The organism is Erythrobacter sp. SCSIO 43205 (genome assembly GCF_019904235.1).
Classification (GTDB): domain Bacteria; phylum Pseudomonadota; class Alphaproteobacteria; order Sphingomonadales; family Sphingomonadaceae; genus Erythrobacter.
Genome location: NZ_CP063202.1, coordinates 1,720,996 through 1,745,179, shown reverse-complemented (window position 1 = coordinate 1,745,179; position 24,184 = coordinate 1,720,996). Strand labels below are relative to the sequence as shown.

Genomic DNA, 24,184 nt, shown 5'->3' with positions numbered 1-24,184 from the left:
CCTGCCCACTATTGGCTGAGGATTTCCTGAACCTTTTTCTCAACCGCAGCGTCGATTTCAGCCACATATTTGTCGGTCAGTTTTTGAACCTCGTCTTCGGAACGCTTGCGATCATCCTCGGAGATTTCCTTGGCTTTTTCGTCAGCTTTGAGGCTTTCCATCCCGTCGCGGCGCACATTGCGCGCTGCAACCTTGGCCTTCTCACCATATTCGCCAGCAAGTTTCGCCAAATCCTTGCGGCGATCTTCTGTGAGGTCAGGCATTGGCAAGCGGATGGTCTGGCCATCGGTCATCGGGTTCAAGCCAAGGTTGGCTTTGGCAATCCCTTTCTCAACCGCGCTCACATTGCTTTTGTCCCACACCTGCACGCTCAGCATCCGGGGTTCTGGCGCTGACACGGTTGCAACTTGGGAAAGCGGCATCATCGCCCCGTAAACCTCGGCCACCACCGGATCGAGCAGAGCGGTGTTGGCGCGCCCTGTGCGAAGCCCTGAAAGATCACCTTTCAGCGATTCCACTGCGCCTGCCATGCGGCGTTCGATGTCAGATTTGTCATATGTCGGCATGGGTTTTTCTCTTTAGTCTTTCTGGACAATTGTCTGCGTGCCCTCGCCTGAAAGCACTTTGGCAACATTGCCTTTTTCGCGGATTGAAAAGACCACTAGCGGAATGGCGTTCTCACGGCAAAGCGCAACGGCGGTTGCGTCCATCACCTTGAGATTATCAGCCAGCACCTGGTCGTAAGTAATCGTGTCGAAGCGGGTGGCATCGGGGTTGTGCTTGGGATCGCTGTCATAGACGCCGTCAACGCTGGTGCCTTTGAGCAGCGCATCGCAGTTCATCTCTGCGGCACGAAGCGCCGCACCTGTATCAGTCGTGAAGAACGGATTGCCCGTACCCGCTGCGAAAATCACGATCCGGCCCTTCTCAAGGTGTCGCTCTGCACGGCGGCGGATATAGGGCTCGCACACGCTGGACATGGGGATCGCCGACTGCACGCGGGTTTGCACGCCCAGCTGCTCCAGCGCGTTCTGCATCGCGAGCGCGTTCATTACCGTGGCGAGCATTCCCATGTAGTCGCCCGTGGTCCGGTCAAGTCCCTTCGCCGCAGCTGAGATACCGCGGAATATATTGCCGCCGCCAATCACAAGGCAAACCTCGATGCCGCTGTCTTTGGCTGCCTTCACCTCTTCTGCAAGACGCGCGACATATTCAGGGTCGATCCCATATTCCTGACTCCCCATCAGCACCTCGCCTGACAATTTGAGGAGAACGCGTTTGATCGGGGGAAGTGACATGATTGCGGCGCGCCTTTTTTTCGCAGTTTGGGCTTCGCCCGTGGCCTTATCCGCGAGGGCGCGCCCTGCCAAGAGGCAGAGTGCATCGACAGACCGGTTTAGGCACAGGGAAACAATGAACTTATGCGCATGGCTATCAACGCAGCCTCAGGTCCAAGCAAGCCAGATCAAGCGCGATATTCGCCGGCTGCGCGCTTGAGTTGATCGGACTGCTCGTTCAGATCATTGGCAATGTCTGTGAGGCTCTCTGCTTCCTCCAACCCGCCTTTGGCGCGCGCTGAAAGGCTGCTTGCCTGATTGCCTGCAACTTGCGCCGTTTGCGCAACATTCTCGCTAAAACTGGCAATTTCCTCAATCCGGCTTGTCACGCGCGCAGTGGCCGCCTCAAGCGAGTCCGCCTGGCGTCCTGCATGATTGAGCGCCTGTTGCGATTGCTGAGCACTCATTTCATGGCTTGCCGCTTCCTGCGCGATAGCTGCCATCTTGCCTCTCATCGTCGCAACCGTCTCGCGAATACTGTCGATAGAGCCGCGCACATTGTCCGCGCCTCCGGTTATCTCCTCGATGAATCCGCGCACCTCATCGGCCGCCGATTTGGTCTGGTTAGCAAGTGCGCGGATCTCCGCGGCAACAACGGCAAAGCCATCACCAGCAGCGCCTGCGTGCGCAGCTTCAATACTGGCATTGATCGACAACATATTGGTCTGGAAAGCGACCTCGTCGATAAATCCGATCATCTTGCCAATCCGCCCAGTGGCGCTCTCAAGCTCTGCCATCAGATCCCCTGCAACACCTGCGATCTCCTCTGCTTCTACACTCACCTGCGCGGTTTCATCCGAGGCTTGCGCAGCATTCGCAATGGATGCGCCAAGCTCGCCAATGGTTTTTTCCGCCTGAGCAATCACACTGCGAAGATCGCGGGCTGAGGCCGCTACATCGGCGACTTCCTGATGCATGATCTGGTTTGTGCCTGCCGCCTCCTGGGTCGCCTTGCCAAGCGCAGACGAATGTTGGGCGATGGTCGCGACGGATTTGTCCATCACCTCTGCACCATCCAGCGTGGTTCGCGCCATTCGTCGCAAGGATTTCGACTGCTCGCTGACCACGCTTGCCTGACTATCGAGCACGCGCACTGTTTCTTGCAATGTGGCAAGGAAGGGATTGAGGACTGTCGCAATCTCCGCCGCCTCATCGCCGCTGTTCTCATCAAGGCGGTGAGTCAAATCCTTGTTCGCCACCACGCTTTGATGCAACTCCTGAAGCAGCAAGCCGGTGCCCAGTGTCGCGCCATGTTCGCTTGCGTTGAGGCCTTCGATCTCGTGTTGCTCAGAGACGCGCAAAACGCCTGCCATGCGCAAGGCTCCAAATATCGCAAAGCCGAGCCCAAGTGCCCAGGCAGCAGCGGCTCCAACGCCGTAGGACTGCACCACAAATTGCTCCAACCGCGTTTGCGTCATCAAATTTTCGGGAAGCGCGAACGCGGCGACCAGCAAAGTGCCGATTGCACCGCATACTCCGTGGACTGAAACCGCGCCGACCACATCGTCTTGTTTGAGCACGCGCAAGATGAACTCTTCAGAGGCAAGGACTGCGACGCCGCAAATTGCCCCGATCATCAAAGCGCCATCAGGACCAACCGCTGCACAACCTGCCGTAATGCCCACAAGCCCCGCCAGCATCCCGTTCGCAGAGCGCCCGACCACCCATTTGCGTTCAAGCGCGTAGCCCGCAAACATACCAGCGGCCCCGCCCGCAGCGCCTGCAAGAACCGTGTTTAGAACGATGCCAGCAAATTCAGGCGATGCGGCGGTGGTTGAGCCGCCGTTGAAACCAATCCAGCCGAAGAAGAGAATGATCGAGCCTGCCCCGAAAAGGATCGGTGAATGTCCATACATTGGGGTGGGCCTACCATCGCTATCAAAACGGCCCCGCCGCGCGCCAAGACAAACCACCGCTGCCAAAGCGAGCCATCCACCCATTGAGTGCACCACGGTTGACCCTGCAAAATCGATGAAGCCCATATCGGCAAGCCATGCGGGCGCATCGGGGTCGAGCAGATTGCCCCATGCCCAATGCCCAAAAACGGGATAAACGAAGGCGGCGATGATCGCGGCGCTGATGAGGTAGGCGGAAAACCGCATCCGCTCCGCCACCGCACCCGACACAATCGTGATGGCGGTTCCGGCAAACACGACCTGAAACACGAAGAAGGCCATCGACCAATCGGTTTCAAGCCGCGCGCCCCAGCCAAGTTCTCCCATGAACCAGCCGCCGCCATCAAACATGAGGCCAAAGCCGATGAAGTAGAATGTGAGGAAGGCGAGAAAGAGGTCGGCGAGGTTCTTTTGCGCGACGCTGATCGAGTTTTTCGAACGGCTTGCCCCTGCTTCAAGCAAGAGGAACCCCACCTGCATCATCAAGACCAGTGTTGCCGCAAGGACTGTCCAGACGAAATCAGCAGTGCGCTGCTGCTGCGCGACCTGCTCAGCGAGTTCGGCAAGCTGAGTGTTGGCTGCCATCGCCGGTATTGGAAAAAGCAGGCAAGCCACTGCGAATACTGATATTTTGCGCACCCGGCCTGTGAAATTCGCACGGCCGCCGGGCGCTCGAAACGGCGCTGGAGTATCCAAAATGCTCGACCTCTCACTGCAAGGGTTCTCTTATTGCAGCGGTCTAAGCAAGCCGCATAAAGGCGTAGCAAAGCGGGCCATAGAGAGGTTTGCGTAAGGGGTGAGAGAGTGCAGGTATTTGGACGTAGCTTCCAAGCAAAAGGCCGCCCGCAGGTTTCCCCCGCGAGCGGCCTTTTTGATCTGCATGAAAGTGTTGGTTAGCGCTTAGCCACCAACTGCCGCTGCAACCTCTGCTGCAAAGTCGCTTTCTTCTTTCTCGATGCCTTCGCCGAGTTGGAAGCGGACGTAGTCTTTCAGGACGACCGAACCGCCGTTGTCCTTGCCGAACTTGGCGACGGTGTCTTCAACGCTGGTTTTGTTGTCCATCACGAACATCTGGCTGAGCAGAGCGTTCTCTTTGGCAAACTTCTTGATCGCGCCTTCGACCATCTTCTCCTGCACGTTTTCAGGCTTGCCGCTTTCGGCTGCCTTTTCCTGTGCAATTTTACGCTCGCGCTCGATCACATCAGCATCGAGGCTCTCTGCGTTCAGGGCTTGCGGGAACATCGAGGCGATGTGCATGGCAAGTTGCTTGCCGAACGGCTCAAGCACGTCAGCGCCAAGGTCGCTTTCCAGAGCAACCAGAACGCCGATTTTGCCAAGGCCGTCTGCCGCTGCATTGTGAACGTAGGAAACGATCGCGCCGCTGTTCACGGTCACGGTTTTCATGCGGCGAACCTGCTGGTTTTCACCGATGGTTGCAACGTTATCGGTGAGCTTGTCAGCAACCGTTCCGCCATCGGGATAGCTGGCTGCTTTAAGGGCTTCGACATCGTCGCCGTCAACGGTCAGCGCAACAGCGGTCGTCTTGCGAACGAAGTCCTGAAACTTGTCGTTCTTCGCAACGAAGTCGGTTTCCGAGTTGACTTCAACAGCGACACCGCGTGTGCCTTCAACAGCAACGCCAACGAGGCCTTCTGCCGCCGTACGGCTCGATTTCTTTTGTGCGGTTGCAAGGCCTTTTGCGCGCAGAGCGTCAACCGCTGCATCGATGTCGCCATCGGCTTCGGTCAGGGCTTTCTTTGCATCCATCATGCCTGCGCCAGAAAGTTCGCGCAGTTTCTTCACATCAGCGGCAGTAAAAGCAGCCATGGTGATTTCCTTTGTAAGTTTGGGGGCGCCGGGGAGCCTTTAGGGAGGGTCTATCCGGCGCCGCTAATTTGAGATTGTGACGCCCCTGTTTCATCAGGGGCACTCAGCGCTTATTCAGCAGCCGCCTCAGCTGGAGGCGTGTCCATCGCGCCGAAGTCTTCGCCAGATTGCTCAACAGCCTGACCACGGCCAGCATTGGCAGCGTCAGCAATTGCCTGACAATAAAGACGCACAGCGCGGCTTGCATCGTCATTGCCTGGGATCGGGAACGCAATGCCGGTTGGGTCAGTGTTGGTGTCGAGCACACAGATCACCGGAATGCCAAGAACAGCCGCCTCTTTAATCGCGAGGTCTTCTTTGTTCGCGTCGATGACGAACATCACGTCCGGAACGCCGCCCATGTCGCGGATACCGCCAAGCGACAGCTCAAGCTTGTCACGCTCACGGGTGAGGTTGAGAACCTCTTTCTTGGTGAGGCCGCTGGTGTCGCCTGAAAGCTGCTCTTCAAGGGTTTTGAGACGCTTGATCGAACCGCTGATGGTTTTCCAGTTGGTGAGCATACCGCCCAGCCAACGGTGGTTCACAAAGTGCTGGCCGCAGCTGCGCGCCATTTCAGCGATAGGCTCTTGCGCCTGACGCTTGGTGCCAACGAACAGAACCTTGCCGCCAGCGCGAACGGTTTGCTCAACGAAATCGAGAGCGCGCGCAAAAAGCGGAACGGTTTGTGAAAGATCAAGGATGTGAACGCCGTTGCGTGCGCCGAAGATATACGGCTTCATGCGCGGGTTCCAACGGTGGGTCTGGTGGCCGAAGTGTGCGCCGGCCTCGATCAATTGCTGCATGGTGACGGTAGTGGTCGCCATAGGATAGTTCCTTTCCGGTTAGTCCTCTGGGCAAGCTTTCGTGACCGTTGGCGGAGATCCCGCCTTGGCACCGGTATGTATGCCTGCCCATGTGAATTTCAGACAAATTTGGAACGCACTGATTCGCGAACCGTTACATCTGAGAAGCGCGCACATAGAGGCGCGTTCGCACAAAATCTAGTGCCTTCTCATTCAATGAGAACACAAATGGAACAAAACGCTTGACTTGGCGGGAACACTTGGGGAACAAGTCGGAAGAACAAAGACTGAACGGATAGAACGCCATGCTCGCAATTTTGATCACTCTCGCCATTATGTTTGCCGGTCTTGTTGCTGTGCTAAGCCTGACGGACACATGGTTGAAGGCGCGCGCTGCGTTCTGGGCCGTGTTTGAAGAGCGTGAGCTGCTTGATGCTGGCTTTGTGCCGCAAGTCGAGGCTGAAGAGCTGCGCATTCGTCGCCCTTTGCACAAGACTGCGCGCCGTGCTCCGCAGCAGCGTCGTCAACGTCAACGCGGGTTTGGTGGCTCTGCCCGCTCTCAGCTTGGCGCGGTGCAATCGCTTGGTTGATTAAGAGCTCGCCTCAGCCTTGGCCCGCGCCCTTGCTCGTTTGATCCTGCCATAGCGGATGAGCGCATAGGGCATGAGAGCCAAGTAAATGATGCTCAGCGTGCTGAACGTCCACCACGGCTCCAACAAAAGTCCGGCAAAGGCAAGCGCGACCAAGGCGATAAGCCAGATGCGAATATCACGCTGAGGGCGGATCGCGGTCCAGCTAAGCGTTGCCATGTTGGAGATAAACAGCACCCCGATCACGGCGACCCAGATCGAATTGAAAAGTGGGTCGCGGAAGAAGTCGAGCCCCGTTTCCATCCATAAGCACATCGGCGTGAGGGCAAGGCCCGCGCCTGCTGGCGCTGGCACCCCGGTCAGGAAACCAGCCGATTTGTGCGGCTGATCTTCCATATCGAGGCGCGCATTAAACCGCGCGAGGCGCAATGCGCAGCAGATGGCAAAGGCCAATGCTGCAAACCACCCAAAGCGAGTAAGGTCATTTAGTGACCACAGGAACAGGATAAGCGCAGGGGCCATGCCAAATGACAGCGCGTCTGCAAGGCTATCAAGCTCTGCCCCGAAACGAGACTGCGCATTCAACAGGCGCGCAATGCGTCCATCTAGCCCATCAAGGATGCCAGCAACAAAGATTGCGAGCACTGCGAAGGCCCAGTTTTCATCAATCGCAAAACGGATAGCGGTCAGCCCCGAACACAATGCTGCTGCCGTGATTGCATTAGGGAGCATGGCGCGCAGGGAAAGCCCGCTTTTCTCTTCTGCGCTGACAACATCTACGCCCAATGGTTTGCCTGACGAGATGTCGTCATCCTCCGCAGCTTTCGGGCCCACTCGGTTTTCCACGTCGCCAGATGAGGGTCGCTTGGCCACAATTATTGCGCAATGCCTTCGAGCAGGGCGGATGCGCCCACTTCGGCCAGGATCGTTTCACCTGCGACAATGCGTTGCCCCATCAAAACCTTTGGCTGAGTGCCTGCGGGAAGATACACATCCACGCGACTGCCAAAGCGGATAAGCCCCACGCGCTGTCCCTTGGCCACGGTATCGCCGGGCTTTACAAAAGGCACGATGCGCCGCGCGACCAGCCCTGCGATCTGCGTGAAGCCGATCATCAGGCCGTCATTGCGTTCAATCAGAACCAGCTGACGCTCATTTTCTTCGGATGCCTTATCGAGGTCGGCATTGACGAATTTACCCGGAATATAAACAACCCGCTGCACCGTTCCAGCGATGGGCGCACGATTGATGTGAACGTCGAACACGCTCATGAAAATCGACACGCGGGTGACCGGGCCCGGCGACAGACCGGGGACGCCAGAGCCATCATTGCCCAGCATTTCAGCGGGCGGCTCAACCTCTTGGATAAGCGTCACAAGCCCGTCAGCAGGTGCGACAATGGACTTATCGTCTTGCGGCACAACGCGCTCAGGGTCGCGGAAAAACGCGAAAACGCCTAGCGACAAAAGAAGCAAAGGCCAGCCGATGAACTGCCAGCCGAACAGGAGCGGCACGAGCGCAATGGCAATTGCGATCACGCCATATTTGCGCCCCTCCGGATGGATCGAGGGCCAACCCCAGCTTGCTTCGCCGCGGCCCTGATTATCGAGAATTTCACCTGCCATAGGTCATCCATTTAGGCACTGCCCGGCTCCCAAACAACTCTTTGGTTCAGCCAGGCGCGCTAATCCTTAAAATGCAAAGCCCTCAGGCGTTTTTGCGAACGAACACTGTACCTGCTGAATATCCAGCACCAAAGCTGCAAATGAGCCCGGTGTCACCGGCTTTCAGATCCTCACTGTGTGAGTGGAAGGCGATGATTGAGCCTGCCGACGAGGTGTTGCCATAGGTATCGAGCACCGTCGGACTTTCATCAGGACTTGCCTCGTGACCTAACACGCGTTGAGAAATCAGGCGGTTCATGCCCGCATTGGCCTGGTGGAGCCACAGGCGGCGAAGGGTTGCCGGGTCCATTTGGAGGTTCTTGGCTTCCGCAATGATCATATCGGCGACCATGGGCACGACCTCTTTGAAGACCTTGCGCCCCTCCTGGACAAAAAGCTTGTCAGCCTTGCCCTCGCCTTCCGGCGCGGCGCGGTTCAGAAAGCCGAAATTGTTGCGGATGTTGTTGGAGAACACCGTCTTGAGCTTAGTGCTCAAAATCTCCCAGTGCTCTTTGGGCGCAATCGCAGCGTCTTCCACCAGCACGGCTGTCGCCACGTCGCCAAAGATAAAGTGGCTGTCGCGGTCGCGCCAGTTGAGATGGCCTGAGGTAATCTCAGGGCTCACCACCAGAACGCTTTTCGCATTGCCAGCGCGCACATAATCGGCCGCCGTCTGAATACCGAAGGTCGCCGACGAACACGCGACATTCATGTCAAAGCCAAAGCCGTCGATGCCAAGCGCCTGCTGGATCTCAATCGCCATGGCAGGATAGGGCCGTTCCATATTGGACGCAGCGCACAGCACCGCGTCCACATCCTCAGGCTTGCGCCCTGCCCGTTTCAGAGCCTGAAGCGCGGCGGTGACGCCAATCTCGCACATCATGGAACGTTCATCGTTTCCGCGCTCTTCCCAGCGCGGGGCCATAATATCAGGGTCGAGGATCGGCTCCTTGCTCATCACATGGCGCGCCTTGATCCCGCTCGCTTTCTCGATGAATTCAACCGAGGAATAGGTCAGCGCCTCCACCTCGCCCGCCTCGATCGCGTCGGCGTTGGTCGCGTTATAGCGGTCGACATATTCGTTGAAGCTGGCGACCAGCTCTTCATTGGTGATCGTCTCTTCGGGCGTAAAAAGCCCGGTTGCAGAGATAACGGGCCGCCCGGTGAGGGCCATTTCCTCATCCCTGTTTTGCGATTGTGTTTGCGTTGTCATTATTATCTTCGCGATATTGTTCCTGGATGGGGCGCACGAATAAGCCCGCCTCACTGCCCCCGCAAGTCACCTTATGCCGCAAAGTCACAGGCAATCTTATCGTGTGCTTCGAAGCCCTTGCGGCCATGCTGCGGCAAACGGCTTGTGATTGCGCGGCTTTAGCCATAGCCACTGACGCATGACACAGTTCCTGCTCCTCGCCACGATCCTGCTTGCCGTAGGCGTTATCGCAGTGCCGATTGCCGCGCGGCTCGGCCTTGGTTCTGTTCTGGGCTATTTGATCGCCGGCATGGCGATTAGCCCTGCATTGGATGTGCTGGGGGTTGATGTCGTTGCGCTTCAACACTTTGCCGAATTTGGCGTCGTGATGATGCTCTTCCTTATTGGACTTGAGCTTGAGCCCAAAAAATTATGGGAGCTGCGCGTGCGCCTGCTCGGTCTTGGCGGGGGCCAGGTGCTCGTCACCATGGCTGTTATGGCGGTTTACGCGCTGGTCATTGGCGAAGCGTGGCAGACTGCCCTTGCCGTTGGGATGATTCTCGCGTTGTCATCGACAGCGATCATCCTGCAAACACTCGATGAAAAAGGCCTGATGAAAACAGAAGGCGGGCAATCCTCCTTCTCGGTCCTGCTGTTTCAGGACATTGCGGTCATCCCGATGCTGGCGCTGCTGCCGCTTCTTGCTCTGCCAGACCTTGCCGCTGACGCCGCAAGCGCTGCGGGGGAGCATGGCGATACAGGGCACAGCGGTCTTAATCTTCTAGATGGCTTGCCCACATGGGCAGCTGGCCTTGCGACCCTCGCAGCGATTGCCGCGGTCGCGCTGGCCGGCAATTATCTTACCCGGCCCCTTTTCCGTTTCATCGCCATGGCGGGCCTTCGCGAGCTGTTCACTGCGACTGCGCTTCTTGTAGTAGTCGGAATCGCCTTGTTGATGACAGTGGTTGGCCTCTCCCCTGCACTTGGCACCTTCCTTGCCGGCGTGGTGCTTGCCAATAGCGAGTACCGACACGAGCTTGAAAGCGACATAGAGCCGTTCAAGGGGCTCCTGCTCGGCCTGTTTTTCATAACGGTTGGCGCAGGGATAAACTTCGCGCTTCTCGCACAAGATTATGTCAGCGTCCTTTCGTGGACCGCAGTTCTAATCGTTACAAAAGTCGCGGTGCTTTATGCACTCGGCACTTTTTTCGAGATCAAGGGGCAGGACCGCTGGCTCTTCTCACTGGGCCTCGCGCAAGCGGGGGAGTTTGGCTTTGTTCTCTTAAACTTCGCTGTCGGCGCCTATGTCCTGCCAAAGCCACTCGCCGATCAATTGCTGCTGATCGTGGCGATGTCGATGCTGGTCACCCCGCTGCTGTTCATCTTTTACGACAAGGTGATCTTGCGTCACTATCAAAAGGAACGCGAGCGCGCCTTTGATACTATCGAAGACCCTTCCGACATCATCCTTGCCGGCCGCGGGCGCGTAGGTGGGATTGTCGATCGTATGCTGGAGACAGCGGGCTATCGCACGACCGTCATTGATTATTCCTCAGCTCAGATCGACCGCCTTAGCAAATTCGGCATCCGCACCTATTTCGGCGATGCTGTGCGGCCTGACCTTCTGAAATCGGCCGGGATTGAAAAAGCGCGCCTTCTCATCATCGCGATCGACGATAAGGAGGCGACCAACCGCCTCGTCCGCTTTGTCGCGAAAACCTATCCTGACGTGCACATCGTCGCGCGCGCTTATGATCGCAGCCATGTGTTTGAGCTGTGGTCGCTTGGCTGCCGCGACATCATCCGCGAAACCTATGACAGCTCGCTTCGCATGGGCCGCTCTGCTTACGAGGCGCTCGGCATTTCGAGCGAGCGAGCCAACGCCATGACCGCCAAATTCGAAGAAATGGACCGTTCCACCATGCTCCCGATGGCCGAAGCTTTCGAATTCGGGACGCCACCATGGGAAAACGAGGAAATGATCGCCCTCATCAAGAAGCTGCGCAATGAGTGGGATCCGCTCTTGCGTGAGCAAATGGCGCAGATCATGGGACAGGACGATCTGGAGGAATTGGACGAGTTTGGGGCGCTTGACCAGACCGAGAAATCATGACGCTGATCAGAAGTTCGTGTGATAAACCAAAGCAGATAGGCCAAGCCATACACCAAACATGATCCCATAGGTCCAACGACGCGGCCACATTTGCACCACGAACAATGTCGCCATGGCTGTCCCGCCAAGTGCCAAAAGCGGCGCAAGCGCTGTGGTTCCGGTAAGCGCCGCTTTGAACGCCAGGCTTGCCCATTGCGCGGGCAGAAGCGCAAGGAGCCAGCCAGGCCAAAGGTCAGGGTCGATGAGGGACGAAAGGACAACAGCGCTCTCCCCTGCTAATACACCCAAAGCAATGAGCCACCCCCTCCCCTCAGCTGAACGGGCGAACAGGCTTCCTCGCGCTGCGAAACTGAGACTTGCGAGCACCGCGGCAAGGATCGTGAGAACGGGGCTGAGACTAACCCTCAGGCCGAGCGCGCTGGCCAAAAGAGCAAGAGCGATCAGCACGCCCAAGCCTACGACTATGCCGACCCATAAGCGTCCATCTGTCGCAGCCGCAATAAGGGTAGCGCCCATCACGGATAGAGCGAGCGTCATTGGCAAAGCGACAAGGACGCTCGCGCTATCTGGGGATTGCGCAAGGTACGAAATCCCGATTGCAGGGACAATGAAACCCAACACTATGGCGCTGCCCCAGCCAAGGGTCGAGGAAGCGGGTTTCAAAGTTTGCGCGTTCGACATCATTACAAACGCACTTGTGAGTGAGGCGCCGAAGATTGGCAAGAAAGCCCTGCGTGCGACCCCTTACTCGCCCCGCTTCACAGCTTCGAGAATGGACTGCCAGGATACCATCTTGAAGTTTTGCGCTTCGGGGCGATTATCGCCGTCTTGCGCCACGAACAGGCCGTTTGGATAGGCTGGGCCAAAATCACCCAGCGCCAGTTCAATTCCGTCCGTTTCTTCAGCTGATCCCACCGCGCTTTCACCAATGCGGAAACGGCCGACCGCCTTCATGTCCGGCAGGGCGTAAACCGCGTAAGCATTGTCGCCTTGGCTTGATGCGACCAGATAGCCGCCATCTTTGCCTTCAGGTGCAAGGGCAAGCCCTTCAACATCGGCGACAAGTGTTTTGTTATCGACTGCCGCCACAAGGTCGCCCTCGCCTGTATCGACGTCAAACCGCCAAATGCCAGCCACTTCCTCACCCACGTAAAGCGAGCGTGTGCGTGGGTCGAACACGCATCCTTCGGGCTGGGTTGGGACGCTTGCAAAGGTGTTCGTTTCGCTCGACCAACCATCAGCATCGCGCTTTACAATGTTAAGCGCGATGCGCCCGTCCTTGATCGGGCTGTACATAGTGACAGAGCCATCTTCGAGGGTTTCCCCCATGCAAAAACCGTATGCCTCGCCTTGCCCTGCATCGACCCGCGTGATTTCGCTCAAGGTGCCAGTGGTCGTATCAAGCGATGCGAGCAAAATCTTGGCGTTGACGGGATCGCCCCGGTCACTTGCCGCGACCAGAACCATGCCATCGTCAAGAGTGATGAGATCGACATTGTTGAGGAGCCCTGCGCGCAGGAAGCTGCGCACATTGCCTTCAAGGTCATAGACGTAAAGTCCTGCCTTCTTGTCGGTCGCAACGATCAGGCTGGCCGCTGGATCGCTCTTATTGCGCCAGATCGCCGGGTCATCGGCTGCATCCTCATTCGCAGTGCCGACAGGCTCGGTCTGCGCGGTGGCGCTGACCGAAACTGCAGGATCACCGTAGATTGGAACGGTTGCACAAGCGGCAACCATTCCCAGGGCTGTTGCGGAAAGAAGCTTGAAATTGGAGGTCATCAGAACGTCACCCGCGCGCCAAACTTCATGGTCCAATTATACTCTTCATATTGCAGAAGATTCTCCTGACCGCCCAACCGGTTAAACGCGAAGTATTTGGCATCGTTGATGTTCACCCACTCGTAATAGAGCTGGATTTTGTCGGTAACGCGGTATTTTGCGCTGAGATCCAGTTGGAAGTGGTTGTCAACATAACGGTCAAGATCAGCCTCGTCTGACAGCTCATCGAGATAGCCATCGCGATACGTGCCTGACAGGCGAATATCGAATGGCCCTTTGTCATAGCCGAGCGAGAAGTTCGCAGTGTGCTTTGACGTTGCGGGCAGATCAATATCGCGCGGGCCGTCGCTTTCGACCGTTGTGATTGTGCCGCTGGCATCAGTGAAGGTGTAGTTCGCTTGGACAACGAACCCATCAAGCGGGCCGGTCAAAGCTTGCGCAAAGCCAATCTCAGCGCCAAAAATCTCGCCTTCATCGCCATTGGTGAAGATCGTCGCTTCATCAAAGGTGACACCGTTGAAGGTCCCGCCATTGTCGAAGTTTTGCTCAACAATGAAATCATCAATGCTCTTGTAGAAAAGCGAGGCGAAAATCGCGCCATTGTTGGGCATATAATATTCGATCGCCGCATCAATGTTCCACGCCTCTGTGGGCAAAAGACCGGGGTTGCCGAACTCGCCTTCGCGCTCACCATCATCGGCTTCCTCAACAGTGATACGCGGCGCCTGTTGGAACGGACCGGGACGCACGAGGCTGCGATAACCGGCAAAGCGCAGGATCAGATCGTCCGCCGCTTCATAGCGCACGTTGATGCTCGGCAGCCAGTGATCGTAGTCGCGCTGCGTCACAGTTGGCGTGACGATCACCGTGTCATCGGTGGCAATTGCGCCGCTCGGCAGGGTGCCATCCTCTTCCACCAGCAAAACGTCATTGCCCGCCAATGTGTTGGAGGTGTCTTCATAACGCACACCCGCAATCACAGTCACATCGCTGCTTTCCCAGCGCCCCATGAAATAGGCGGCAAGGATGTCTTCTTCGACGGCAAAGTCGGAGACGGCTGAATCAAACTGGCTGTCGATTTCCTGAAGCTCGAACGCGTTGAAGTTCGACCGGAAGAAAGCGGTCGCCTCGGTCAGACCGGGAAGCGGGGCAAGATCGGTGATGCGATAGGTCGGACCTACGCCCAAAGCATCAGCAAGGGTGTAGTTGTCGTTTTCGTAGAACTCGATCTCACCATTGAAGCTTTTCTCACGCCAGCGTCCTTTAAAACCGGCCTGAAGCGTCAGAGTGCCCGCATCGCCATAAATCCTGCGGCCAATGTCGAATTGTGCTGCGTATTCTTCGTCTTCGCTGTCAGAAAGAACGGTCAGTTCCACGTCGTTCAACTCGTAAGCCGCAGCATTGAAGAAATCGCCAGTCGGATCGGCAAGCACCGAATAGAGCGGCACGCGCGGATCGGAATAGTCGAAGCCTACTTGCAGACCTTCAGCTTCAAACTCGCGCTCGAATTGGGTTGGATCGACGCTGCCATTTTCAAATTCGGTCGATTTGGCATAGCTCACCGAATAGTCAGCGAACCATTCGCCCCAATCGCTTTCCCCGCCAAATACGATAGAGCGGATGCGCTGACGCTCAAAGCGGTCTTTCACATCGCGCTCAACGGTGATGGCCTCATCATCGTTGTAAACAGGCGCAGCGCCTGTCCCGTCAACACCTGCATCGCCTAGGTCAAAGGTCAGGCGGCGACGAAATTCCTGATCGTCGAACTGGCTCCAAATGCCTTTCAGGTAAAGCTCGGTGCTGTCGCCTGCTTTGTAATCAAAACCGAGTGTCGCGCTGATGCGTTCACGCTCGACATCATAATCGCGATATTGGATTTCTTCAGCGTAAATAAGGCCATCCTCTTCCCAATCGTCCGCTTCGATATTGTCGGTTTCAAACTGGCGATTGTAGAAAGAAATACCGCCTGACACGCCGAAATTGTCGCTCAAACGAGTCGAAAAATCCGCGCTTAGATCAGGGGTGAGTTCGTTGGCGTAGTCGTTGTAGCTGCCACCGATTGAGACGACATAGAGATCGTCTTTCCGGTCAAACGCGCTGGTCGTCTCGATCTCGATGGATGCGCCGATAGTGTCAGCGTCCATGTCCGGTGTGAGCGACTTTTTGACTTCGATCGATTCGATAATGTCAGAGGACACAACATCAAGGGCAACCGCGCGAATGTCACTTTCAGGTGACGGCAGACGAACACCGTTGATCGATGTTGCATTAAGCGTCGGGTCAAGTCCGCGAACCGATACAAAGCGTCCCTCGCCCTGATCGTTAAGGACGTTCACACCCGGAAGGCGGCGCAGCGATTCTGCAACATTCTGGTCAGGAAACTGGCCGATCGCATCGCGGGTCAGGATGTCGCTCACCCCATCGTTAGCGCGCTTGCGAGAAAGGGCTGAAGCCTGGTTTGCGATCTGCCCGATCACAAGGATGTTGTCAGAGCCTTCGCGCATCAGAGCAATGTTCACTGTGGCGGTGCCGTCTTGTGAAACGGTGACGGTCTGCGTCTGCGGCGCCGCGCCGATGTAACGCACTTCCAGAGTGTATTCGCCAGCCGGAACACCTCCAAAATAGAAGCTGCCATCGCGCTCTGTTGTGACTGAGCGGTCAAGCTCGACAATACGCACTTGTGCAGCGCGAACCGCGACCGTGTTGTCCGCATCAGCGACCGTACCGCGAACATCGCCGGCAAGAGCTGCTACAGGCATCGATACCGCCGCGAATGCAGCGCTTGCGAAAAGTACAGACTTCAGTTTCATCGTAATCGCCCTCCTAAGGTGAGCGCGAACTACGACGGGTTTTTGTCCGCTTCGCTTCACTTTGAAGTCAGAAACATTTCTTTTCGGCAGCTCGCGTCACAAAAGCGTCGCAGAGCCTTTTCCCAATCGATGAAGACGGCAAAAAGCATTCAGGATTATCCCGAAACACGAGGCGATGTTCGCAAGCCAAATCGGGTGAAGCACGGTGAAGGCCATGATGGTGGACAGGGCTGGATTCGAACCAGCGTACGCTTGCGCGGGCAGATTTACAGTCTGCTGCCTTTAACCACTCGGCCACCTGTCCACACATGGGCCTTGAATTGAGCTCTTGGGAAGCGCTCTTTCAATGAAGCGAGGCACGCAGCCTCGTTGCCGAGAGGCGCCCCTTTGGCGAAGCTGTGCTTGCCTGTCAATGGGGGTACTGGCAAAGGGCCCTATCAGACACACAATAAGTTCGGGATTTTATGGCAAAAGGCGATCGCAAGAAGGCTTTACGAGGCCGTGCAGGCCGCATGAAAGGCGGGCGCGGCTCTGGCAAAGGGACCGCGGGCTATGTTCGCCTTTGGGGCCGTCACCCGGTTGAGGCTGCCCTCAAAAACCCTGCGCGCCAGCACCGCAAGCTGTGGGCAACACGCGAGGGGATCGAAAGCCTTGATGGCGAGCTTCCCCATGATTTTCCCGTCGAATACGCCGATGTGACCGATCTTGCACGGCTTGTTGCCAAGGATGCGCCTCATCAGGGGCTTGTGCTTGAGTGTGAACCTTTGGCCGATGTATTCCTCGACGAAGTGGCAAACGGCGACCCGGCGCGCCCGGTGGTTATTCTCGATCAAGTGACCGATCCGCACAACGTCGGCGCAATCCTCCGTTCCGCAGCCGCATTTGGCGCAGCCTGCATCGTCACACAGGATCGCCACGCCCCGCCCGAAGGCGGCGTACTGGCAAAATCGGCCAGCGGTGCGCTTGAGACGGTTCCCTGGGTGCGCGTCGTCAATCTTGCTCGCGCAATGGATGAGCTTGCCGAGGCTGGCTATTGGCGTATCGGCATGACCGGAGAGGCACAGGCGACGCTAGCCGAGAGCCTTACCACCGGCCCGATTGCCATCGTGCTTGGCGCCGAAGGCGAAGGCATGAGGCACAATATCGAGCAGCATTGCGACACCCTCGCCAAGCTGCCGATCTCATCCGATATTGAAAGTCTTAACGTTTCTAATGCAGCCGCTATTGCATTATACGCTGTAGCCACACGCACGCCGCAATAGCTGCGCGCTGTATCGGGGGACACATCATGACTGCTAATACACGAACACTGACCGGGACGCGTAGCCTAGCGGCCGCTCTGATCGCCAGCCTGTCGCTGCTCTTGACCGGGTGTTTTATGACGCCTGGCAAGTTTACCTCTGAGCTTGTTCTGATGGACGAAGATCGCTTCACCTTCACTTATGACGGCGAAATATTCTTCCTTGGCCTTGCAAACCTTGCCGAAATGGGCGCGGCGAGCGAGGAATTTGAGGCCGACGATTGTTATGATGCGCAAACCTACGAAAGCCGCGAATGCACCGCTGCGGAAATCGCAGAGCAACGCGAAGTGTGGGAAATGAACGCCCCAATCCGCGCTGCAAAAGCTCAGGAACAAGCGCAGCAGATGTCGGCGATGATGGGCGGCATTGACCCCAGCGATCCACAGGCTTCGGCTGAATTGGTTGAGCTGCTTTCGCGTCAAAAGGGTTGGGAAAGCGTGGTCGACAAAGGCGATGGCGTCTTTGACGTGCGGTATTCGGTGAGCGGCACGCTCAGCCACGATTTCATGTTCCCTGTGATTGAAGGCTTTCCATCCACCAATCCCTTTGTCCAGATCATCCTTCGCGAAGGCGGCGTTGTGCGGGTGAATGCGCCTGGCTTTTCCTCTCAGAACGAAGGCAATCCCATGGGCTCGATGATGGGCAGTATGGCTGGCCTTGGCGGTATGGCCGCAATGGCAGGGCAATCAGCCAATGGTCCTGATATGCCCGACGTTCCAACGCTTGAAGGCACGTTCACGATCGTCACCAATGGTCAGATCAGAGCCAACAACACCGATGAAGGGGCAAACCCGACGCCAACGGGTCAAATGCTGGTGTGGGATATTTCACCGCGCACCAAGGCGGCGCCTACGGCCCTTATCGACCTGTCGAGATAGGCGCGACTGCCGCTTTCTGGCCACTCCAAAAGAAAAACCCCGCCAGCCGCCGCTGGAGGGGTTTTTATTTGGCTATTGCCGCTCGCTCTTATCAGGCGATCGGCCCAAGCAAGGGACGCTATTGAATTTAGTTCACCGCGTCTTTCAAACCCTTGCCCGCTTTGAACTTTGGTTGGTTCGACGCCTTGATTGGCATCGGTTCGCCAGTGCGTGGGTTGCGGCCCATCGAAGCCTTGCGCTTTGCCACCGCAAAGGTGCCAAATCCGACCAAACGCACTTCGTCGCCATCTGCAAGCGCTTTTTGAATTGCTTCGAACACACCCTCGACTGCATTCGCGGCATCGCTTTTTGAAAGACCGCTGGTTTCAGCGACCGCGCTTATCAGATCGTTCTTATTCATTACGTCGTACCCCTCTTTCTCTTTACGAGATTTGTCCTAAGTGAATCGCCCCCCTTGGAAGCCGCCGAACTGAGCCGTTTTCGGCGGCTGTGTCAAAGGCAAATATGGCAAAAAACATAATGCGCGCGCGATGCAACGCAGGTGGCGCACACCTGCGCGGTGAGATGGGATGAAATAAGGCGTGGTCAGCCCGCAGCTTTCGTACCGCAACAATTTTGCAGCGATACCCTGGTCAGAGCAGTTACGCAGTTGCGTTGTGGTTCAATGCGCGGTGGGTACAGTGCCACCCGAAGCAGCACCACTTCCGCTGTGCAGTGCGAGGTCATCGGCTTCCGTCCATTCGATAGGTCCGGCCTTGTCGATAAGCGCGTGTTCAAGCACTTCATCGACGTGCGCAACCGGCACAATCTCAAGGCCTTCCTTCACGTTTTCAGGGATTTCCGCGAGGTCTTTGACATTCTCTTCAGGAATAAGAACCTTGGTGATCCCGCCCCTCAAGGCCGCCAGAAGTTTCTCTTTAAGCCCGCCAATCGCCAGCACTCGGCCCCGCAAAGTGACCTCACCAGTCATAGCGACATCCGGGTTTACCTTGGCACCTGTGAGGGTGGACACAATGCTCGTCACCATGCCGATCCCGGCGCTTGGCCCATCCTTTGGCACCGCCCCTTCGGGCAGGTGAATGTGAACGTTCTTACGACTGAAAAGTGAGGGCTTGATTCCGTACTGGGGCGCGCGAGATTTTACAAAAGAGAAGGCGGCGGCAACGCTTTCATTCATCACATCGCCAAGCTTACCGGTGGTTTTGATCTCGCCTTTGCCGGGCGTCGTCACGCTTTCGATGGTGAGAAGCTCGCCGCCAACGCTGGTCCATGCAAGGCCGGTGACCGCGCCGACTTGCGCTTCGTCTTCGCTCATGCCGTGCTTGAATTTGCGCACGCCAGCAAACTCGCCGAGGTTTTCGGGCGTAATGGTGACGCTTGTGACTTCTTTTTCAAGGATTTTGCGCAAGCTCTTGCGAGCCAGCCGCGCAATTTCGCGCTCCAGCGTGCGAACGCCGGCTTCGCGGGTGTAATAGCGGATAAGGTCGCGAAGCCCCTCTTCGGTGAGCTCGAACTCGCCTTTCTTGAGGCCGTGATCCTTGACCTGCTTGCCGATAAGGTGACGCTTGGCGATTTCGACCTTTTCATCCTCGGTGTAGCCTTCAAGGCGGATGATCTCCATCCGGTCGAGCAACGGCTGAGGCAAGTCGAGACTGTTCGCGGTGGTCACGAACATGATGTCAGACAGGTTGAGGTCAAGCTCAAGATAATGGTCCTGGAACTTGTCGTTTTGCTCAGGGTCGAGAACTTCGAGCAAAGCCGAAGCCGGATCGCCGCGGAAGTCCTGGCCAAGCTTGTCGATCTCATCGAGGAGGAACAGCGGATTGCTGGTCCCTGCTTTCTTGAGATTGTTGACGATCTTGCCCGGCATTGAGCCGATGTAAGTGCGCCTATGCCCGCGAATTTCCGCTTCATCGCGCACCCCGCCAAGCGACTGGCGCACAAATTCGCGGCCCGTCGCCTTGGCGATGCTCTTGCCGAGCGAGGTCTTACCCACACCGGGAGGGCCCACGAGGCACAGGATTGGACCTTTCAATTTATTGGTGCGCGCCTGAACCGCGAGATATTCGATGATGCGATCCTTGACCTTCTCAAGGCCATAGTGATCGGCATCAAGGATTTCCTGCGCTTTTGGAATGTCTTTCTTGATGCGGCTTTTCTTACCCCACGGTAAGCCCAGCAACACGTCGAGGTAATTGCGCACCACGGTCGCCTCAGCGCTCATCGGCTGCATCCCGCGCAGTTTCTTGAGTTCGGCTTTCGCCTTGGCCTCAGCCTCTTTGGAAAGCTTTGTTTCGTCGATCTTCTTGGCAAGCTCAGCGATTTCATCACCGCCCTCGCCGTCGTCAGAACCGCCAAGCTCCGACTGGATCGCCTTCAACTGTTCGTTGAGGTAATATTCGCGCTGCGTTTTCTCCATCTGGCGCTTCACGCGGCCACGGATCTTGCGCTCGACCTGAAGCACCGAAAGCTCGCCTTCCATGAATGCCATGACGAGTTCGAGGCGCTTCAACGGGCTTTGCTCTGTCAGGATGGATTGCTTGTCCGAAACCTTCGCGCTGATGGCCGCTGCGATGGTGTCGGCGAGCTGACCTGCATCGTCGATTTCGGAGAGATCAACCGCGTTGTCCTCGCCCATTTTCTTGTTGAGTTTGGCATATTCGCCAAACTGATCGCTCACCTGACGCATCAAGGCAGTGACTTCGGTCCCGGCTACGGTTTCAGGTTCAATCAGTTCAACGTCTGAGACGACGTAGTCGCCCTCTTCACGAAGCGCGGTCAGTTTGGCACGCTCTGCCCCTTCGACAAGCACGCGCACGGTGCCATCGGGCAGTTTGAGCATCTGCAAGACCTGCGCCACCACGCCGACATCATAAAGGTCATCGCCTTCTGGATCATCGCAAGCGGGATCAAGCTGGGCGAGAAGGAAAATGTCTTTGGACGCTTCCATAGCCGCCTCAAGAGCGGCCACGGATTTGTCACGGCCAACGAACAGGGGCACGACCATGCCGGGGAAGACGACAATGTCGCGAAGCGGAAGGAGAGGGTAGCTTTGTGTCATAAATCTGTGGTCCATGGCGCCTTTGCCCGGATACGAGCGACGCAATCTTTATCAATGTCTGAACTCAAATATGGGTAGCCACCCACAGCCCTGCAATGGGGAGACTTGCGCTTAGCCCATGCCGGGAAGGTTGAAACCCGGCGGCAGGCCCATTCCGCTGCTCATCTCTTTCATCTGCTCTTCGGACACGCGGTCGGCCCTGTCGCGCGCATCGTTAAAGGCGGCAGTCACGAGGTCTTCGACGATATTCTTTTCTTCCGGCTTCATCAGGCTCTCGTCGATGGAGACGCTCAGGATACGGCCCTTGGCTGACGCGCGCACTTTGACGAGCCCGCCGCCTGCTTGTCCCTCAACCTCAATCGAGTCGAGTTTGACCTGCATATCGCCCATTTGCTTTTGAATTGTTTCAGCAGCCTTTTGCGCTGCCTGCATCATTTCTTCCATGCTTTTCATGGGTGGGTATCCTTCTTTCTAGTTCCAATTGCGGCCAGCGTTGCTTGCGCGGGCCACATTGTCTTCGGGGTCAATCAATTCGCCTTCCGGGAAAGCTTCGAGCGTCGCTTGTACCAGCGGATGAGCGCGGATGCGATCCTTGGTCGCTTTGGCCTCGGCTTCTTCCGCCTCGCGAAGGGATGGTTGAGCACCACCACTGCCCCGCTCAATCTGCCAGCGTTTACCGGTCAGTTTGAACAGGCAATCGCGAATGTCGGGAACAGGGTCTTCGGGGTAATCGTCAGCCTGCTCAAATATGAGCCGCCCGTCCGAAATTTCAATCACCCGAACCCGATCACGCATGATCTGTGCCACGCGCAGATGCCCGCCTGCATCGACACGCTCGACGAGTTCGGCCCAATCGAGCGATTGGGCTGGCGCGCTTGCAACAGAGGCAGGTCCCCCCTCCCCCGCCGGAGCACTCGCCTGACTTGGTCCTGCGGGTGCAGAGCTTGGACCGTTGGCTGCGATTTCCTCAATCCGTTTAAGGAGCTTGCCAGGATCAGGCATTTCGGCGGCGTGAAGCACACGCAGCAGCGCCATTTGCAGCGCCACCAGCGGATCAGGCGCAAGGCGCACTTCTTCGTGACCTTTAAGCAGCAATTGCCACAAACGATGCAACTCGCCTGCGCCCAATTTCTGCGCAAATTCACTTAGCGCCGCGCGCTCCTCTTCGCTGGGCGCATCGGCTTCGCCGCCGGAGACTTGCGCAACCGTGATCCGGTGAACCAAATCCATAAGGTTGCGCATCAAGGCGAGCGGCTCGACCCCCAGCGCATATTGCTCGTCAATACCTGCGAGCAAGGCCTTGGCATCGCCGTGAAGCAGATCGCCAAGAATCCGGCGCTGCGCCCCCTTGTCGGCAAGCCCCAGCATATCTCGCACGCGCTCGGCACTCACGCCGCCAGATGCGTCCATATCAGCATGGGCAATCGCCTGATCGAGGATCGAAAGGCCATCGCGCACCGACCCTTCGGCAGCGGCAGCGATAATGCGCAAAGCCTCTTCTTCGGCCTCCACCCCTTCGAGCGCGCAGATTTTGCCAAAGTGCTCAGCCAAAAGCTCCGCAGGAATGCGGCGAAGGTCAAACCGCTGGGTCCGGCTCAATACCGTAACGGGCAGCTTCTCAACCTCGGTGGTCGCGAACAGGAATTTGACGTGTGCAGGCGGCTCTTCAAGCGTTTTCAGCAGCGCATTAAACGCATTGCGTGAAAGCATATGCACTTCGTCGATGATGTAGATCTTGTAGCGCGCCGAGACGGCCGCATAGCGCACTTGCTCGATAATCTCGCGCACATCGTCGACGCCAGTGTGGGACGCCGCGTCCATCTCGATTACATCGATATGGCGGCCTTCGGCAATCGCGGTGCAATATTCGCACACGCCGCAAGGGTCGATCGTGGGACCGCCATTTCCATCGGGGCCAACACAGTTCAATGCCTTGGCAATCAGGCGCGCGGTCGAGGTTTTCCCGACCCCCCTCACCCCGGTCATCAGGAAGGCGTGCGCCAGCCGGTCACGCTCAATCGCATTGGCGAGCGTGCGCACCATCGGCTCTTGCCCGATCAGTTCGGAGAAGGTCTGTGGCCGATATTTGCGCGCAAGGACGCGGTAGGGTTGATTGGTTTCGGCAGGAGCAGGTGTCGGTGCTGCTGGTTCAGGCGTTGGCGCAGGCGCTGGAGCTCGAGCTGGCCCACCCATATCGTCCCCGCCAAACATCGAGTTCTGCCCCGCCGCCTCTAATTCGGCAGCACTGGGGGCCTCTTCTTCCTCGTTCTCAGGCAGGTTTGGATCGGAATCACTCATTGCCACACAAGCTAGGCGCTCTGGAGCATCTTGTCATCGCGAAGTGTGGGCAAATTGTGTGAAAAAGGAGCCGAGCGACCCGCCGCAATCCACCTGGGCTGCTACCTTCCGGTCCTGACCCGGTGAGCGAACGCAAACGTCCACCCGACTCCCGACGCGTCATATGGCGAGGGTTGGAGAGGATTTCAAGCGTTGTCGGCCCACCCCTAACCCCTCCCGCCTGCGGGAGGGGCAGTGAGACTTGCGAGCTTGCTCGCTAGTCGCAGCGGGGTGGGCTTTTTCCAGCCTATTTGAAATTGTCAGCGTAAGCCTGGATCTTCAAACTCTTGCGCGGTGTTGCGTGAACGCGCGCTACGATCCCCTGACGCTGTGCGTATTCCTGCGCGGCCTCTTTTGAAGGGAATTTAAGCTTCACCTGAGCCTGCGTATCGCCGCTTCCGGTCCAGCCCATCAGCGGGTCCGCGCGGCGTTTCTCGCTTTGCTCGAACTCGAGAATCCAAGTATCCACCTTGGCCTTGCCGGATTGCATGGTGCTTTTTGGGTGCTGATAAATAATCGCAGTCATTGTGGTGTCCCTTTACGCAGCGAGCCCATAAT

The 24,184-nt window shown here is 57.2% G+C and carries 20 protein-coding genes, 1 tRNA gene and 1 other RNA gene; 4 read left to right on the top strand and 18 right to left on the bottom strand.

What is annotated here, in order from left to right:
- Window positions 1-8: 8 nt before the first annotated feature.
- From frr to rpsB, 5 genes are all read right to left on the bottom strand, one after another.
- Window positions 9-566 carry a ribosome recycling factor gene (frr, locus tag INR77_RS08130; RefSeq protein ID WP_223070593.1) on the bottom strand — a complete coding sequence of 186 codons (558 nt, stop codon included), beginning with the start codon at window positions 564-566 and terminating at the stop codon, window positions 9-11.
- A 12-nt stretch (window positions 567-578) separates the two neighbouring features.
- Entirely contained in the window at window positions 579-1,298 is a 720-nt protein-coding gene (pyrH, locus tag INR77_RS08125) for a UMP kinase (protein ID WP_223070592.1), read from the bottom strand.
- Window positions 1,299-1,465: 167 nt separating this feature from the next.
- The gene (gene amt / locus INR77_RS08120) at window positions 1,466-3,817 is read right to left on the bottom strand and encodes an ammonium transporter (protein ID WP_223070591.1); all 2,352 of its coding nucleotides are present in this window, start codon (window positions 3,815-3,817) and stop codon (window positions 1,466-1,468) included.
- A 315-nt stretch (window positions 3,818-4,132) separates the two neighbouring features.
- A complete protein-coding gene (gene tsf / locus INR77_RS08115; RefSeq protein WP_223070590.1) occupies window positions 4,133-5,059 on the bottom strand; it encodes a translation elongation factor Ts in 927 nt (308 codons plus the stop codon).
- Between the two features lie 110 nt (window positions 5,060-5,169).
- Complete coding sequence (rpsB, locus tag INR77_RS08110; RefSeq protein WP_223070589.1) at window positions 5,170-5,922, bottom strand: 30S ribosomal protein S2; 753 nt, start codon at window positions 5,920-5,922, stop codon at window positions 5,170-5,172.
- 284 nt (window positions 5,923-6,206) lie between these two features.
- On the opposite strand from rpsB, the gene INR77_RS08105 reads away from it, so the two are divergent.
- Entirely contained in the window at window positions 6,207-6,491 is a 285-nt protein-coding gene (locus INR77_RS08105; protein ID WP_223070588.1) for a hypothetical protein, read from the top strand.
- Here the strand turns inward: INR77_RS08105 and INR77_RS08100 are convergent, their stop codons facing one another.
- The 3 genes from INR77_RS08100 to INR77_RS08090 form a co-directional block, all read right to left on the bottom strand.
- The gene (locus INR77_RS08100) at window positions 6,492-7,364 is read right to left on the bottom strand and encodes a phosphatidylcholine/phosphatidylserine synthase (protein ID WP_370632191.1); all 873 of its coding nucleotides are present in this window, start codon (window positions 7,362-7,364) and stop codon (window positions 6,492-6,494) included.
- Between the two features lie 2 nt (window positions 7,365-7,366).
- Window positions 7,367-8,116, bottom strand: a complete 750-nt coding sequence (locus tag INR77_RS08095; RefSeq protein WP_223070587.1) for a phosphatidylserine decarboxylase — start codon at window positions 8,114-8,116, stop codon at window positions 7,367-7,369.
- Window positions 8,117-8,198: 82 nt separating this feature from the next.
- Window positions 8,199-9,329: a beta-ketoacyl-ACP synthase III gene (locus INR77_RS08090; RefSeq protein ID WP_223073476.1), complete on the bottom strand. Its 1,131-nt coding sequence runs from the start codon at window positions 9,327-9,329 to the stop codon at window positions 8,199-8,201.
- Between the two features lie 217 nt (window positions 9,330-9,546).
- Here INR77_RS08090 and INR77_RS08085 point away from each other — a divergent pair, with 217 nt between their 5' ends.
- A complete protein-coding gene (locus tag INR77_RS08085; RefSeq protein WP_223070586.1) occupies window positions 9,547-11,460 on the top strand; it encodes a cation:proton antiporter in 1,914 nt (637 codons plus the stop codon).
- A 6-nt stretch (window positions 11,461-11,466) separates the two neighbouring features.
- Here INR77_RS08085 and INR77_RS08080 read toward each other — a convergent pair whose 3' ends face one another.
- From INR77_RS08080 to INR77_RS08065, 4 genes are all read right to left on the bottom strand, one after another.
- Window positions 11,467-12,144, bottom strand: a complete 678-nt coding sequence (locus tag INR77_RS08080; RefSeq protein ID WP_255573700.1) for a hypothetical protein — start codon at window positions 12,142-12,144, stop codon at window positions 11,467-11,469.
- 60 nt (window positions 12,145-12,204) lie between these two features.
- Window positions 12,205-13,275, bottom strand: coding sequence for a phytase (locus INR77_RS08075; RefSeq protein ID WP_255573699.1), 1,071 nt, complete (start codon window positions 13,273-13,275; stop codon window positions 12,205-12,207).
- On the bottom strand, window positions 13,239-16,049 hold the full coding sequence (locus INR77_RS08070) for a TonB-dependent receptor (protein WP_255573698.1): 2,811 nt from the start codon (window positions 16,047-16,049) through the stop codon (window positions 13,239-13,241). The genes INR77_RS08075 and INR77_RS08070 overlap by 37 nt, the downstream gene beginning before the upstream one ends.
- A gap of 218 nt (window positions 16,050-16,267) precedes the next feature.
- Window positions 16,268-16,353, bottom strand: a tRNA-Tyr gene (locus INR77_RS08065).
- Between the two features lie 160 nt (window positions 16,354-16,513).
- Between INR77_RS08065 and rlmB the strand changes: the two genes are divergently transcribed.
- Complete coding sequence (gene rlmB / locus INR77_RS08060; RefSeq protein WP_223070585.1) at window positions 16,514-17,311, top strand: 23S rRNA (guanosine(2251)-2'-O)-methyltransferase RlmB; 798 nt, start codon at window positions 16,514-16,516, stop codon at window positions 17,309-17,311.
- Between the two features lie 26 nt (window positions 17,312-17,337).
- A complete protein-coding gene (locus INR77_RS08055; RefSeq protein ID WP_223070584.1) occupies window positions 17,338-18,228 on the top strand; it encodes a hypothetical protein in 891 nt (296 codons plus the stop codon).
- A gap of 127 nt (window positions 18,229-18,355) precedes the next feature.
- On the opposite strand, the gene INR77_RS08050 is transcribed toward INR77_RS08055, so the two are convergent.
- The 6 genes from INR77_RS08050 to INR77_RS08025 form a co-directional block, all read right to left on the bottom strand.
- Entirely contained in the window at window positions 18,356-18,628 is a 273-nt protein-coding gene (locus INR77_RS08050) for an HU family DNA-binding protein (RefSeq protein WP_223070583.1), read from the bottom strand.
- 261 nt (window positions 18,629-18,889) lie between these two features.
- Window positions 18,890-21,289 (bottom strand): endopeptidase La, encoded by a 2,400-nt coding sequence (gene lon / locus INR77_RS08045; RefSeq protein ID WP_223073472.1) that lies wholly within the window; start codon window positions 21,287-21,289, stop codon window positions 18,890-18,892.
- A 111-nt stretch (window positions 21,290-21,400) separates the two neighbouring features.
- Window positions 21,401-21,742 carry a YbaB/EbfC family nucleoid-associated protein gene (locus tag INR77_RS08040; RefSeq protein WP_223070582.1) on the bottom strand — a complete coding sequence of 114 codons (342 nt, stop codon included), beginning with the start codon at window positions 21,740-21,742 and terminating at the stop codon, window positions 21,401-21,403.
- Between the two features lie 18 nt (window positions 21,743-21,760).
- Window positions 21,761-23,587: a DNA polymerase III subunit gamma/tau gene (locus INR77_RS08035; protein ID WP_223070581.1), complete on the bottom strand. Its 1,827-nt coding sequence runs from the start codon at window positions 23,585-23,587 to the stop codon at window positions 21,761-21,763.
- 60 nt (window positions 23,588-23,647) lie between these two features.
- An RNA gene (ffs, locus tag INR77_RS08030) (signal recognition particle sRNA small type) lies at window positions 23,648-23,742 on the bottom strand.
- Between the two features lie 131 nt (window positions 23,743-23,873).
- Window positions 23,874-24,152, bottom strand: a complete 279-nt coding sequence (locus tag INR77_RS08025) for an ETC complex I subunit (protein ID WP_223070580.1) — start codon at window positions 24,150-24,152, stop codon at window positions 23,874-23,876.
- Between the last annotated feature and the right edge of the window lie 32 nt (window positions 24,153-24,184).

Excerpts from the sequence above, each read along its gene's own strand:
- INR77_RS08085 (WP_223070586.1), top strand. The coding sequence starts at position 9,547 with ATGACACAGTTCCTGCTCCTCGCCACGATCCTGCTTGCCGTAGGCGTT.
- rpsB (WP_223070589.1), bottom strand. The coding sequence starts at position 5,922 with ATGGCGACCACTACCGTCACCATGCAGCAATTGATCGAGGCCGGCGCA.
- INR77_RS08095 (WP_223070587.1), bottom strand. The coding sequence starts at position 8,116 with ATGGCAGGTGAAATTCTCGATAATCAGGGCCGCGGCGAAGCAAGCTGG.
- INR77_RS08070 (WP_255573698.1), bottom strand. The coding sequence starts at position 16,049 with ATGAAACTGAAGTCTGTACTTTTCGCAAGCGCTGCATTCGCGGCGGTA.
- INR77_RS08050 (WP_223070583.1), bottom strand. The coding sequence starts at position 18,628 with ATGAATAAGAACGATCTGATAAGCGCGGTCGCTGAAACCAGCGGTCTT.
- INR77_RS08025 (WP_223070580.1), bottom strand. The coding sequence starts at position 24,152 with ATGACTGCGATTATTTATCAGCACCCAAAAAGCACCATGCAATCCGGC.
- amt (WP_223070591.1), bottom strand. The coding sequence starts at position 3,817 with ATGGCAGCCAACACTCAGCTTGCCGAACTCGCTGAGCAGGTCGCGCAG.
- INR77_RS08035 (WP_223070581.1), bottom strand. The coding sequence starts at position 23,587 with ATGAGTGATTCCGATCCAAACCTGCCTGAGAACGAGGAAGAAGAGGCC.
- INR77_RS08040 (WP_223070582.1), bottom strand. The coding sequence starts at position 21,742 with ATGAAAAGCATGGAAGAAATGATGCAGGCAGCGCAAAAGGCTGCTGAA.
- pyrH (WP_223070592.1), bottom strand. The coding sequence starts at position 1,298 with ATGTCACTTCCCCCGATCAAACGCGTTCTCCTCAAATTGTCAGGCGAG.
- lon (WP_223073472.1), bottom strand. The coding sequence starts at position 21,289 with ATGACACAAAGCTACCCTCTCCTTCCGCTTCGCGACATTGTCGTCTTC.
- INR77_RS08105 (WP_223070588.1), top strand. The coding sequence starts at position 6,207 with ATGCTCGCAATTTTGATCACTCTCGCCATTATGTTTGCCGGTCTTGTT.
- rlmB (WP_223070585.1), top strand. The coding sequence starts at position 16,514 with ATGGCAAAAGGCGATCGCAAGAAGGCTTTACGAGGCCGTGCAGGCCGC.
- INR77_RS08055 (WP_223070584.1), top strand. The coding sequence starts at position 17,338 with ATGACTGCTAATACACGAACACTGACCGGGACGCGTAGCCTAGCGGCC.
- frr (WP_223070593.1), bottom strand. The coding sequence starts at position 566 with ATGCCGACATATGACAAATCTGACATCGAACGCCGCATGGCAGGCGCA.
- tsf (WP_223070590.1), bottom strand. The coding sequence starts at position 5,059 with ATGGCTGCTTTTACTGCCGCTGATGTGAAGAAACTGCGCGAACTTTCT.
- INR77_RS08080 (WP_255573700.1), bottom strand. The coding sequence starts at position 12,144 with ATGATGTCGAACGCGCAAACTTTGAAACCCGCTTCCTCGACCCTTGGC.
- INR77_RS08090 (WP_223073476.1), bottom strand. The coding sequence starts at position 9,329 with ATGGCCCTCACCGGGCGGCCCGTTATCTCTGCAACCGGGCTTTTTACG.